Annotated in this window: 13 protein-coding genes; all 13 read right to left on the reverse strand. The window is 28.9% G+C overall.

Annotated features, from left to right (window positions below; translation table 11 throughout):
* Positions 1-10: 10 nt before the first annotated feature.
* Entirely contained in the window at positions 11-655 is a 645-nt protein-coding gene (locus tag WFJ11_RS06730) for an ABC transporter ATP-binding protein (RefSeq protein ID WP_009354939.1), read from the reverse strand.
* Between the two features lie 10 nt (positions 656-665).
* Positions 666-1,952: an ABC transporter permease gene (locus WFJ11_RS06735; RefSeq protein WP_338817275.1), complete on the reverse strand. Its 1,287-nt coding sequence runs from the start codon at positions 1,950-1,952 to the stop codon at positions 666-668.
* Positions 1,953-2,697: 745 nt separating this feature from the next.
* On the reverse strand, positions 2,698-3,687 hold the full coding sequence (locus WFJ11_RS06740) for a hypothetical protein (protein ID WP_338817276.1): 990 nt from the start codon (positions 3,685-3,687) through the stop codon (positions 2,698-2,700).
* Between the two features lie 7 nt (positions 3,688-3,694).
* Positions 3,695-4,480 (reverse strand): hypothetical protein, encoded by a 786-nt coding sequence (locus tag WFJ11_RS06745; RefSeq protein ID WP_338817278.1) that lies wholly within the window; start codon positions 4,478-4,480, stop codon positions 3,695-3,697.
* Positions 4,481-4,510: 30 nt separating this feature from the next.
* A complete protein-coding gene (locus WFJ11_RS06750; protein WP_338817279.1) occupies positions 4,511-5,308 on the reverse strand; it encodes a protein-ADP-ribose hydrolase in 798 nt (265 codons plus the stop codon).
* 439 nt (positions 5,309-5,747) lie between these two features.
* Positions 5,748-6,623: an SPL family radical SAM protein gene (locus tag WFJ11_RS06755; RefSeq protein ID WP_338817280.1), complete on the reverse strand. Its 876-nt coding sequence runs from the start codon at positions 6,621-6,623 to the stop codon at positions 5,748-5,750.
* A 23-nt stretch (positions 6,624-6,646) separates the two neighbouring features.
* On the reverse strand, positions 6,647-7,186 hold the full coding sequence (locus WFJ11_RS06760; RefSeq protein WP_338817281.1) for a ClbS/DfsB family four-helix bundle protein: 540 nt from the start codon (positions 7,184-7,186) through the stop codon (positions 6,647-6,649).
* Positions 7,187-7,197: 11 nt separating this feature from the next.
* Complete coding sequence (locus tag WFJ11_RS06765) at positions 7,198-7,806, reverse strand: GyrI-like domain-containing protein (RefSeq protein ID WP_338817282.1); 609 nt, start codon at positions 7,804-7,806, stop codon at positions 7,198-7,200.
* 59 nt (positions 7,807-7,865) lie between these two features.
* Positions 7,866-8,762 carry a YafY family protein gene (locus WFJ11_RS06770; protein ID WP_338817284.1) on the reverse strand — a complete coding sequence of 299 codons (897 nt, stop codon included), beginning with the start codon at positions 8,760-8,762 and terminating at the stop codon, positions 7,866-7,868.
* Between the two features lie 145 nt (positions 8,763-8,907).
* Positions 8,908-9,471 carry a flavin reductase family protein gene (locus WFJ11_RS06775; protein ID WP_293440335.1) on the reverse strand — a complete coding sequence of 188 codons (564 nt, stop codon included), beginning with the start codon at positions 9,469-9,471 and terminating at the stop codon, positions 8,908-8,910.
* Positions 9,472-9,594: 123 nt separating this feature from the next.
* Entirely contained in the window at positions 9,595-10,059 is a 465-nt protein-coding gene (locus WFJ11_RS06780) for a hypothetical protein (protein WP_338817286.1), read from the reverse strand.
* A 10-nt stretch (positions 10,060-10,069) separates the two neighbouring features.
* Positions 10,070-10,876 carry a class I SAM-dependent methyltransferase gene (locus WFJ11_RS06785; protein ID WP_338817287.1) on the reverse strand — a complete coding sequence of 269 codons (807 nt, stop codon included), beginning with the start codon at positions 10,874-10,876 and terminating at the stop codon, positions 10,070-10,072.
* Between the two features lie 217 nt (positions 10,877-11,093).
* Positions 11,094-14,183 (reverse strand): Cna B-type domain-containing protein, encoded by a 3,090-nt coding sequence (locus WFJ11_RS06790; protein WP_338817288.1) that lies wholly within the window; start codon positions 14,181-14,183, stop codon positions 11,094-11,096.
* Between the last annotated feature and the right edge of the window lie 186 nt (positions 14,184-14,369).

Here is a 14,369-nt window from a genome sequence, read left to right on the forward strand (position 1 = left end):
CGCCTACCTCCTACTTACTTTTTGTTACTTCTTTTAATCTCTTATTATTAAGCTCAAGTACCGTATCAGCTGCACTTGCAACTTCTTTACTATGAGTTACTACTATTACACATTTATTTCTTTCTTTAGCTAATTTCTTTAAAACTGCAATTATTTCTCCAGCAGTAGTTTCATCCAAGTTTCCTGTAGGTTCGTCTGCCAAAATAACTGGAGCTTCTGATACTAAAGCTCTTGCTATAGCAACTCTTTGTTGTTGTCCACCTGATAATTTCATAACATTTCTTCTAACTTGAGTCTTATCAAGTCCTAACTCAAGTAATATATCTTCAGAGGCTTTACTATTTACTAATCTAATATTTTCTAATGGTGATAGATAATCTATAAGATTATAGTTTTGGAATACAAGAGAGATATTATTCTTTCTGTGATTACTATAACCTGCTTTTTCTATATTTTCATCTTTGAACAAAATTTCTCCGCTGTTAGGTTTGTCCAATCCCGCTAATAACGAAAGTAATGTTGACTTTCCTGTTCCGGATTTACCTATAATTGCATAAAATTTTCCAAGTTCAAATCCTTGATTTATTAATGATAAAACTTTTTCTTTTGAATTTGCATAACTATATGTTACATTTTTAATTTCTAATATGTTCATTTACTTCCTCCTAACTAATTTGTGATAAAATTTCTTTCGGTTTCTTAATTAAAATCAATCCTGATGCAAAAACTACTGATAAAAGTATAATTAGCACCAATATTCCATAACTTTGTGCAAAAGTTATTAAGCTTTCAACATTATATCCATTACTTACAAAATTAGAAGTAATTGATGTTGTATCCTCAGAACTAATCAATCCACCAATAATTTGATTTACTACCAGATTTCCAAATATCAAAGATACAAGAATTGCTGGAAGTGATATAAATATTAATTCCAATATAAATTGACCAACAATTTTAGATTTACTAACCCCAATGGATAATAAAATTCCAATTTCGTAAATTCTTTCTCTTAACCATAGTATTAGTATTAATGAAAGAACTACAGAACCACCAATCATAATTGCAAAAGTCATTATTCTAATAATATGTTTAACACCGTTTAATGACTCAAGAGCATCTTTAAAGGCATTTGCTTCCTTATCAACTGTATAAGATTTTTCCCAATCGACATTAAGTTTTTTAACTTTATTTATAGCCTCGTCCATACTTTCAGGAGTTCCTGAGAAAAATGTCAACTTATTTACTAGTTGTTTATCTCCTTCGGCATTTAAAGCTTTTTGAGCAGAATCATAATCAGTAAACATTGTGTTTTCGCTTAAGTCTGAAGTTAATCCAGTTTGTTTTTCCTGTTTCTTTCCTGAAAAAATCCCAACAATTTCAAATTCATGTTTCTTGTTACTCTTGTCAGTTTGATTAGGATCTATAAATTCTAAACTAATTTTGTCACCTATTTTTAATTTGTTTTTTTCGGCAAACTCTTCATGAACTAATATCTTGTCTTTATCATTTTTTTCAATATTTCTTCCCTCTTTTATTGAAAAAACTCCACTGTTAAATAAAACATTCCTTTTTACATTGCTTGTAGCTTGTATTGATACAACATTTTTTAAATAACTTGGAATATCATCTCTAGTGATTTGTTGTCCACTATCTACAGCATTTGTATTTGACAATTTTGCTAGACCTTCATATTGAGAAACAACTTCTTCAATTTCCTTTATATTTTCTAGTCCTTTAAAATCATTTTTGTCAAAATATCCTTGACTATCTTTTTTGGCTATAGTTGATGAAGAATTTGAAGATTTATATAAAGACTTCTCCATACTAGAACCCGATTTCAAAATATTTAAACATGCATACAAGCAAGAAAGCACTACTGTCAAAATAATAAAAACAATAAAAGTTCTATTCTTTTTTCTTAAAACATATGCTATCGCATTTTTTACCACTTTCTTATTCAGCTCCCCTCTCTCAAATTTATTTTATATTTTAGGATGTCCCCCTTAAATTCTAAGTAATTAGAAATTTATCATTCCTCCTTAACACTATGTATTTTCTTTACAGTAGCTATTTTAAACTAGATTTATGAAATATTTATGAAATGAAAATGAAATATTTATGAAATGAAAAAAATTTTTAATTTTTTTGTAAATTTAATGGCAAAGGGGCTTTATGAGGTCTTCAGAGGCTATTGTATCAAATAACACAATGACTCCGTCAGGCCTAGTTTTGTTTGCAAGCACTGGGCTTTAGGAGATCTCCAGAGTCATTGTATCAAAGATACAACGACTCCGTCAGACCTACTTTTGTTTACAAGTAAATAAAGTTAGGGCTAGATTGACTCCGTTACACTATGCTCGAGATGACGTGTTAGATGCTTTCCCTATGCAACATACTATGACGTGAAGTCTTTTATTTTTATATAAAATTTTCAATTATTTTTTTGATACCTTTTATTTTTTTTAAAATATTTCTTTTGAAATTTGAAGCTTATTTACTTTTAACGGTAAGCTCTTAAACGAAGATTCTTACTTATACGTCATTTTGAGCGAAGCCGAGAAATCTCACACTTTTGTTGCAAACAAAAGTGAATGTATCGTAGATACATCCAAAAAACATCCTAACTTTACTTCTTATTTACACAAAAAAAGAATACTCTTAAAAAGAATATTCCTTCGTAAAACTATTAACTTATTATTTCATAATTTTCTTTAGTATTTCTCCAATATCTCCGTCAATACAAATACTTCTGTCTTTTATTTGTTCAGGACAAAAAGCTTCTTTATAATTAATACAAGCATAAATTGAATTTTTATTTTCCATAGTCATTTGCCAGAAAGGATATTTTATTATTACAGGAGTATTATTTCCAACACCCAACTCTAAAAAGAGTATATGTTTATCTTTATACTTTTCAAGAAAATTATAATATTCTCTTGATGCTCTATGCCATCCTTCATCTTCGACAAATGAACTATCAGCACGAAGATTCATTGTAACATCAGAGCCATCATAAGGACATTTTGGAATTAAATCAGTTGGAATTTTCATTAAAATCTCCTTATTTTCTGGCACTTCAAAAAATCCTTCTGTATTTTTCTTAAATCCTTGAACTTCTATCGCCTTTAGAACCCATTCTTCATTATCATAGGTCTTTTGGTTTTGTGGATTTACACTTTGAAATAATCCATAATCACCTTGAGTATAGAAAAGACGTTTTTTATCAAATCCTGCCCTTTGAAATTGATGATCTACATTTGTCGTAATAACAAAATATTCTTTGTCCTTTATAATGGAAAACAAATCCCTGTAAACAGGTTTTAGTGGTTCGATATATCTATTAAAATATATATGTCTTGCCCACCAAGCCCAAAGTGTTTCTCTATTCGGAAAAGAATAAAATCCACCTGAATACATATTACTTATTCCAAATTTTTTTGAAAAATCAAAGAAATATTTTTCAAATCTCTCTCCACTATAAGTCAAACCTGCCGAAGTTGAAAGTCCTGCTCCTGCGCCTATAACAATCGCATCAGCATTTTCTATTTCATTTTTTAAAAATTCAATCTTTTCTCTATTTAATTCACTTTCAGAAGATATGTTTTTCCCAACAGTCTTTAATCCCTTAAGTCCCATTTGAATACTTTCTCTGTATCCATCTGTTTTATTATAATTTTCTTTCATATTTTACCTACAAATCTAAAATCCTTTTATATTCTCTTATATCGGGCTCTTTTCTATCTATGCACCATTCTTTTATAACTTTTATAAGTTCAGATTTATCTTCTATAAATGTTTGATATACCCCACAGTTTTTTTCTATTTCAAAAATATAGGCATCTATTTCATTTGAAATTTTCTTACTAAATAATGAAGAAAAAAATCCCTTATTTTTATAACATGGAGTACATTGGATAAAATTACCTTGTTTTCCATCAGTTTCATACCAAATGGTAATGAATGTTAGTCCTCCATTTTCATTTACTCGGTCAATATCATTAAATGTTTCAATAAAGTTTTCAATATTCTCCCAATCACATTCGAAGTCGTCTGTACTTTCTGTTCTACATTTTAATATATCAATCCCTTTGCAGAAAATCGCATCGCTACTTTGAGGATTATAAATTCCTACGCCATATTCATCCGCAATACTTTTTACAAATTCCAATGCCTCATCTTCAACATTGTATGAGAATGCACAATACGCTCCATTCTTTCCTAAGCTATAATCAGTCAAATGATTTTCTGAATCCTCTGTTGCATAGGCAATCTCATCAGGCAAAGCATACTCCCCACTTATTGGTGGAAATTTTTCAAACATTTTTTTAGCCCAGCAGGCAATTACACGAGAACATCCCTCTAAAGATTCATAATCTTTATTTTCTTTATATTCTGTGAACTCCTCCTGATAAGCAAATACATCCAAAGAAGTTTTTATTTCTTCTCTTTTTTCAAAGACAAATAAATCAAAACTCATAACTATCTCCTTTTGTTATTTATAATAATATTATATCATTTTTTCATAATATTTTTTATCTTCATCTTTGAAAACATTAAAAATAATTCTATCCATAGCTTTTGGATATTTTAAAACCCATTTTTTAGTTGTTTCAATTGCAATCTCTGCTGCTCTTTCTTTTGTAAAACGAAATTCTCCTGTTGATATACAACAAAATGCTACACTTTTAAGTCCATTTTCTAAACACATATCCAAAGTTTTTTCGTAACATTCAGCTAATTCTTTTTCAAGCTCTTTAGTAAGCTCTCCATAAACAATTGGACCAACTATATGAATTACTTTTTTTGAAGGTAGATTATAGGCATCTGTAAGCATTGGAACAGCAGTAGGCTGTTCATAATCTTTCCCATATTTTTTCTTAAGTTCCTGCATTTTTTCGTTACATTCTGCCCTTAGTTGTATTCCTGCAAAAGTATGTATTTGATTATCAATACATAGATGCATTGGAGCCCAACATCCAAGCATTATTGAATTAGCTGCATTAACTATTGCATCAACCTTAAGTCTTGTAATATCTCCCTGCCAAATGGAAAAAACATCTTTAATAATTGGAATATCCTTAAGCTCTACAATTCCCTTTTCTTCTGCGCAAAGTTTTAAATATTCATCTTGAACTTTCAAAACTTCATCATCCATTTTTCTTGGCATACGGATATTCATAAGAGAACGTAAAACGACCTTTTTTTGAGTTTCAGCCTCAGGGATTTCCATATTTTTATAATTATCCGAATCAGCTATAAATGCTTTTACTAAAAAATCCAACATTTGTTCTTTATTTCTATTCATATAATCACCCTCTTTTTACTATATTACCCAAATGAAATATTTATAATTCTATTTTACATCTTAAATTAGATATATGAAATATTTTAAAAATAAACGTTTTGGTTTATTTACTTTTAACGTATAGCTCCTAAACAAAGCATTCTTCTTTATACGTCATTTCGACCGAAACGAAGCATAGCTGAGTGTAGTCAATCTAGCCCTAACTTAGATTATTTACTTGTAAATAATCTATAGTAGGTCTGACGCAAAGATTGTCCAAATCTTTGATTTGGGTACAATCGACTGCGGAAATCTCACACTTTTGTTGCAAACAAAAGTGAATGTATCAAAGATACATACACTACAAAAATATCATATTTTTACTTCTTATTTCAACAAAAAAAGAATACTCTAAAAAAGAATATCCTTTCGTAAAATCTATTAATTTATTTAGTTATTATTACAAATCAAAAATACTAAGTTGTTTGGATATTTCTTTTTCTTCAAATGTATTTAAATAGCTAAAAATTTTATTATAATCATGCATAATTTTTTCGTTTTCACAGAAGTCTCGAAAAATTTTCATAAGTCTATAATTATTTCTACTATTCACAACATAAAAATTACCAAACTCTCTAATATATCTATCTTTAAGATGTGGGAAGTGTTTATCTAATTTAGAATAAAAATATTCCCTATTTCCATCTCGCAAGGTAAGTCCCATTCCAAAGCAGAGAATTCCTTTTACCTTTGCCTCTTTGCAATAATTTAAAATGCCAATAACATTTTCTTTTGTATCATTAATATATGGTAAAATCGGAGTCATCCATACTACCGTAGGTATTCCTGCTTCTCTTAATTTAATCAAGGTTTCAACTCTTTCCTTTGTAGTGGAAACATTGGGTTCAATTATCCTACATAATCTTTCGTCATAGGTTGTGAGTGTCATTTGAACAACGCATTTTGTCTTGGAATTAATCTCTTTTAACAAATCCAAATCCCTAATTATATTTGATGACTTTGTAATGAGTGTAAGTCCAAAACCATATTTATTTATTGTTTCTAATGCTTTTCTTGTATAATTAAGTTTAAGTTCCTCATTAATGTAGGGGTCAGTCATTGACCCCATACCAATCATACATTTTTTTCTTTTTCTTTTAAGTCTATCTTCCAAAAGCTCTATTGAATTTTCTTTTGCTTCAATATCTTCAAAACTGTGATTCATCTGATAGCATTTACTTCTTGAATCGCAATAAATACAGCCATGTGTACAACCTCGAAACAAATTCATTCCGTTTTTAGAAGATAATATTCCCTTTACTTTTACAAAATGCATCCTAATCCCTTTTCTATTTAGAATTAATTTTTACAATTCTTTTGATGTGCTTTAAGTTTCTTAATCGCCCAATCATAATGACTTGAAGTAGAACTTACAAAATATGAACCCAATGTACTTCCTCCAACCCATTTAAAAATATTTTTAGAGAACAATTCTTTATTTGAAAACTTTTCGGCCAAAGCTATAACATCATTATGAGATTTATTCAGCATTTCCGTTGCCTTTTCCAAAGGAGTATTTTGATGTTTTTTCCAAAATTCTACATTCATATCTCCATAAGTTTTCCAATTATAAGGCTTTGGTATAAACGGCTTTTCTTCGCCATTTTGATTGGAATTTACCCAATTTAAAATTAACATATGCCATTCATAAAGATGAATTAAAATATCCCTTAAATTCTTATCTCTTTTCCAATGTGCCTCTTTCTTTTTTACATCAGCCGAAAAGTCAAAAGGAGTATTCAGCTCTTTTTCTGACAATTTAGAAATCAATTCATTTAACTTTCCATAATTTTCTTTTGCACTAATAAGAAAATCTTCTTTAGTAGTTGGTCTAGCCATAATAAACCTCCTTATTTCACAGTATATCTTAATATTGTTTTCAGTTTATCTTCTGCAGTTCGATTTTTATTATTTAAGTATATTTCTGTATGAAGATTTTCACTTCTCTCTAATTTCATTTCACTTGCAAAATTATCCAGTTTTTCAAAGGACTCTATCTCTGTATCAAAACTACCGATATGCAAAATCTGAATTGACTTTTTACTCTCAATACAATCAAAACTTACTTCATCATATAATTCGTTTGGCTTTTTCTTTTTCACTTTTTCAAAAGCTAACTCAAAAATTTCCTTTGTAATAAAATAAGGTTGTTTAATCATAATTGTATATTTCAATTTATTCTTATCAAATTCCTCATCATCTGATTTCTTCCAAATTCCCTCTAGTGGAAATACAGTAAAATCAGAGTATTCCAGTTCTTCTTTTTTCATATTTTTAAATAACATCTTTATTCCATATGCTAGAGAGTACAAAGCAGAAACCCTATTGGAAAAGTCGCTCTCATTTGGATTACCCTCTCCCTTAATCATAATATAATATGCACTTGGAACTTCAATCAATTGTGGTTTTTGTTTAACACCATATAAATATTTTTCGCTTTTCTTCCATTCGTATTTCATAGTAAACCTCCTTTGTATCTTATATATTAATTATACAAAAGATTACATGACACCTCTTGTCATATTATATATTTTTTAGACATTTTACTTATCTTATCTCTAATTTTATTTCTAATTTCTATAGGAGCTAAAACTTCTACGGATTCTCCAAAAGAGAAAATATAATTATAAAGATTATAGTCATTCGGAAGCTCTATTTCTGCATATAAATTACCTTTTTCATCTTCTTTAATATCTCTCATTTCATCATAAATCCTAAAAGCTACTTTTCTATCAAATTTTAATTTAACACGGACAGTATCTTTATATTCCATTTCTTTTATTAGCACAACATCTTCAAAACTTTCTTCAAAATTTTCATCAAGAATTTTTAAATCCCTAATCCTTGATAATTTAAAATATCGAAATTCTTTTCGAAGTAAACAAAAGGCATAGACATACCAATCCCAACCCTTAAATAAGAGTCTAATTGGCTTTACTTCTCTACTTGTCTCTTTTTCATTGCTTGAAAAATATGTAAAGCTAATAATATTTTTATTTATAATTGCTGATTTTATATCATTAAATAACTCGTCATATTCATTATCTTTTTGCCAATTTGTAAAATCAACTTCAATCCAATTTGTATTTTTAATTTTGAAAAAGGCAGATAATTTTGTTAATAGCTCATTTTCATATTGTTTATTTATTCCCTCTAAACCTTTTAATGCAACTAAAATCTGTTCCTGTTCTTTTTCAGAAAGCAAAGATTTTTTTAACACAAAATCATCTGCTATCTCTATTCCTCCACCTTTTCCCTGAGTGGCATAAATCGGGATTCCAGCAGAGCTAATCACATCAATATCTCGATATATTGTCCTCACTGATACTTCAAATTTTTCAGAAAGTTCATTTGCTGTAACTTTTCCTTTTTCCAAAATATAATATAAAATTCTAAATAATCTGCTATCTCTCATTTCTTAACATCACCTATGACTATTATATCACAACCTGACATTAATTGTCATATTATAGAATTTGAAAGAAAAAAAACAGTAAATATTTTTCAATTTACTGTTTCTTAATTTACTATAATTTATTATTTTATATTGGCAAAAAGATTTATCTAAGTTTTAATCCATCTTTATATGCTTCGCCAACTCTTCCACTTACTTTATAATAACCATTTGTATAAGGATCAAAAGCAATTGCTTCTAGTGAGTCAATATCCACCTTATCTCCCTTTAAATTTGCTTCTTCAACAGAAGTTCTAACTACTTTCCCAATAACTCCAAGACCAGTAGTATCGCTTTGATATTCTACGAATTCACATTCTATTGCAATTGGAAATTCATTGATAATAGGAGCATCCACAATTTCTGATTTTGTAAAAGTCATACCTGACTTTGCAAACTTATCTTTTTCTTCTTTTCCACTAACTACACCAAACCAATCTGCTTCAACCACATGTTTTGCATCAGCTATATGAATGACGAATCCTTTACGTTTCTTTATATTTTCTACAGTTTTATGACCTTCACTTAAATTTAAAGCTACCATATCATAAGAAACCATAGTTCCCCAAGCTGCATTCATCACATCAACTGTCCCATCTTCATTAAAAGTAGATACCATTAATACTGGCATAGGGAAAATAGCATGTGTTGTTTTAATTTGTTTTTTCATTTTGAATTCCTCCTTATACTTTTTATTAAAAAATTCAAATTTTTTAACAAATTTTAAATTACTTATTCTTTTCTACTAATAGTTAAAGCTAATTTATTAGTTGTTCTTGCTTAATAAATCATATTATTGTACTTTTTCTATCATTTCTTTAGGAAAAAGTTCAAAAAGTTTTTCCATAAATAATTCTAAATCTTTTATATTATTACTTTTTACAATAATACTATCACCTTTACAGTTAAATATATACCCAAAATATTTACCCTTTACAAAAAATGAATTAATCAGTATTGGCTCTATCTCGTTTATTTCAGAAAAATATAACTTCTTTTCCTTATTATTTCTTTTAAATACAATGCCATTTTCAAAAAGAACAATTTCACTCCATAGTTCAAATTCTGACGGTAATATAAATTTTCTACTACTTTTTGATACAAATAGCTTTTTTCCAAGTGGTTCGGAAGATAAATTATTATTATTTAAAGTTAGTCTTTTTAAATTATATTTTTTTGCTTTTGGAGGATTAAACATTAAATATAAAAACGCTAATCCAAGTAAAATTAATATCCCTAAAATAATAAACTTGTACATAACTTCTCCATTAATTTAATTTCAAATGAATAACCTTTGTCCTATTCCACTTATCTGAAAAATACATAAATAGTTTAGTTATTATTTTTGCATTTGAACAGATTTTCAATGCTCTAGCAAAAAAGCCTTGAACATCTATTAATTTTGTATCAGTTAGCTCTGTAAACTCAGTTACATTGTCAATACTAAAATACATTTGTGCATTTACATTACCAGTTTTCTTAACATATCTATTTGCAATTTTAAGTCCTTTTGTGTTAGTTGCATCAAAGACCAACTCTCCTTTGGGAAGAAGAGATTTCATTTTTTTAACCATTTCCACAATTTTTTCTTTATTAAAATATTGATAAACTCCAGAAACTGCAATCATAGTTGGCAATTCTGTATCTATTTCTTTTATCCATTCAAGAGTAAACATATCTCCGGAAATAAGCTTTTCGTTCTCGGCATTTCCGAGAATTCTATTTCTAATTTCTATAACGCTAGGTAAATCTACTTGATAGAAATTAGCTTTTTTATTGTTAATTCTATTGTAAGCAGTCTCTAGTCCTGCACCTAAAAATACAACATTACAATTCTCATTTTCTTCAAGAAATTTAATTATCTTTTTATCTATTACATCTTGTCTACAAACACTTGCCATATGAAAATATTCACTAGCATTTTTTTCAATAAGATTTGTAGGAATATATTGCTTTAATGACAATGCTTTTTCATCATAAAAATAGTTTGGAAATTTTTCAGAAGCAAATATTCTTGCAACAAGAGGAATATATAAAGTATCTTCAACACCGCTAAGTAAATTCTCCTTATTCATATTCTCTCCTTTCTAATTATCATCTTTTACTATATTTTACTACAATTTGATATGGTCTTTCAAGTAAAAATTTTAATGCTGTTAACTAATCATTTAATCTAAACAATATATTTTTTGTTACAAAAAAGAAGAGCATCTTTTTGATGCTCTTCTCGTAACAGTATCTCTACCTACTAAATATTCAATTATCTTTTACTATTTAAAAGAATTTCTAAAATTAATCTTCTTTTTTCTTTCTTCTAAATCCTGCAAATAAAACAGCTCCTGATAATCCAACTAAAGCAGTATATAGAACTGAAGAACTTCTTAATCCTGTTTGTGGTACTCTTGGTTTAGGTTTATTTGGTGTTCTTACATTAGTTACTACAAAACCTTCTTTTACATTTCCTGTAATAACTGTCTTATATCCATTACCAACTTCAACTTCCTTGATTGTATATTCAATTTTCTTTCCATCTTTATATTCATCAAGGCCTGTGAAATTTCCTGTCCACTTATTATCTTTAGATAATTTAAGTGTCTTTCCTGTTTCTTTTCCGTCAGCAAGTAACTTAATTGTTACACTATTAGGTCTCTTCTTATCTTGGTCATTTTTATCATCCCAAGCTTTTGTTACTTGAACAGATGTCTTTCCTGGAGTGTATGAATTCTTAACATTGTAGTCTTTAACTTCTGTAGTATATCCTTCTACCTTTTCTTCTGAAATAGTGTAGTTGATTTCTTTTCCGCCTTCATACTTGTCTAGATTTTCAAATTTCCATTTCCAACCTTCTGCTTCTGTAACTTTCTTAGAGCCTACTTTCTTTCCATTTCTTAATAGATTGATTGTAATTTCTGTAGGTCTCTTTCCGTCTTGGTTATTTGCATCATCCCAAGTCTTTGAACCTTCAACAGATATTTTTTCAGTTTCTCTTGTATTAGTTACTGTAAATCCATTTTCTGCAGTTCCAGTAACAACACTTACATAACCATCTTTAAGAGCTTCTTCCTTGATTGTATATTCGATTTTCTTTCCATCTTTATATTCATCAAGATCAGTGAAACTTCCTGTCCACTTATTATCTTTAGATAATTTAAGTGTCTTTCCTGTTTCTTTTCCATCAGCAAGTAATTTAATTGTTACGCTTTCAGGTCTCTTTCCATCTTGGTTATCTTTATCTGCCCAAGCTTTTGTTACTTGTATAGCTGTTTTTCCTGGAGTGTATGAATTCTTAACATCATATCCTTTTACTTCTGTAGTATATCCTTCTACTTTTTCTTCTGAAATAGTGTAGTTGATTTCTTGCCCATTTTCATATTTGTCAAGATTTTCAAATTTCCACTTCCAACCTTCAGCTTCTGTAACTTTCTTTGAATCTATTTTTGTTCCATTCTTTAATAGATTAATTGTTATTTCTTTAGGTCTCTTTCCATCTTGATTGTTATTGTCATTCCAAGTCTTTGAGCCTTCTACAGATGTCTTTTCTGTTTCTCTCTTGTTTATTACATTAAATCCTGTTTCTGAAGTTTGTGCAATAAATCCTGAATATCCATTGCCAACATCTTCTTCTTCGATTGAATAAACAATTTTCTTTCCGTCTTTGTATTCGTCAAGTCCAGTAAAGCTTCCTGTCCAATTATTTGTTTTTGTTAAAGTAAGAGTCTTATCTGTTGCAACTCCATCAGCTAATAACTTAATTGTTACACTTTCAGGTCTCTTTCCGTCTTGATTTTCTTTATCTTCCCAAGCTTTTGTTACTTGAATACTTGTCTTGCTAGGTGTGTAAGAATTCTTGATATTATGTCCATTTATTTCTGTACTATATCCATCTACTTTTTCTTCTGAAACAGTATAATTAATCTTCTTACCTGTCTTTACATTGTATTCATCAACATTTTCAAAAGTATAATTCCAGTTACCATCACCATCTGGAGTTACTTCTTTTGTTTGAACTACTTTCTTATCATCATCAAGTAAATTTACTTTGATTTTTGCAGGTCTCTTTCCGTCTTGGTTATTTGAATCATCCCAAGTCTTTTTACCAGAAATATTAATCTTAATTCTCTTATTAGTAATTGTCTGTATTGCTCCACCTTTAGGTGATACTATCAATGTAAATTCTTCTTCATTTAAAAGATATCCAGTAGGAGCAGTTTTTTCTTTTACTTTATAAGTTCCTGAAGTAAGAGAACTAGAAGTTATAGTTCCATCAGCACCTGTTTTTAATTCAAACTTCTTTCCATCTGGAGCTGTAACTTCGAAAACTGCATTTGCTAATTTAATTGTATTATCTTCAGCATCAACCTTGATTAATTTAATCTTATTAGCTAAATTACCTGTTCCAGAACCACCAGATTCTGCAGAAATATGGGTTCCACTTGTAGTTGTATTAACTTCATTTGAAGTAATTTTTACATTATTATGAAGTGTAGTTCCCGGTGTATAAGTTGTTTTGTAAATAAGACGATATTGGTCACCCTTTACTTCCCCTAAATTAATTGTAAATGTCTTTTTATCAGCAGAAAGTGTGAGTTTGCCATCCAAATTTACATTTTCATAAACTTTTGAATAATCTCCTATACTATTATATTCAACACGAACTAATTTAAAACTACCCGGAATATATGTTTCATCTCCAGTTCCACCAGTTAAATGGTCAGTTATAACTGCATTAGTCAAATGTGCTTTTTTGTAGTTAACTCTAACCCACCATTCTGCTTCATTCGCATTAGCTCCGGATTGTCCCCATTTAGCAAGCATTTCATCTTTTGGTAATTCTTTTGGCCCTTCTACAGTTATCTCTGTAGGAGTAACTTTACCATTAACTGTAATGTCAAATTTGTTCTTTTCATTTTTCTTAACTTGTTCTTTATCAAATAGTGCAGCTAAACGTACATTTCCTTTAACATTTTCTTTACCTTTAACCCATTTTGTAAAAGTAACTCGAACCTTTCCACCTTTATCGCCAGGTCCAGGGATAACCTTAGCTTTTGCAATAACAGTCTTACCATCTTCACCATAAATATTAAATTCTGTTGCTGTTGTATCAGAAGGGAATTTCATCTTATCTGGCAATGTAATATCAAAATAATCTCCCTCGTTCAGATTTGCTCCGTTTGAACTAGCATCCCAATCCATATTTAAGTAGAATCTATCACTCACAAATACTTTATCTACTTTTTGTCCACTTAAATTTTGAATTTCAAACTTTTTAATTGTTGCTTCAACTGGCTTTCCTTCGGCAACAACAGTTGAACTAACTACTTGAAGAATCATTCCCACAACCATTACTAATGATAATAGGGTTTTATAAATTTTTCTTCTCATATAATTTTCTCCTTTCCATAAGAAATCTAAATTAAAAAATTACTAACTTTTCAATTTACATTGCATATAAACTTAGGTTTTATCTGCAATGTAAACAATAAAGAAACTCTCCAAATTGCTGAAAATTTATTAATTTAATTAAAATTTTAGTACTTTGTATTATATCACAATTAATTAAAATTGTCT

Origin of the sequence: Parvimonas micra (genome assembly GCF_037482165.1) — a bacterium.
In the GTDB taxonomy this organism is placed as follows: Bacteria; Bacillota; Clostridia; order Tissierellales; family Peptoniphilaceae; genus Parvimonas.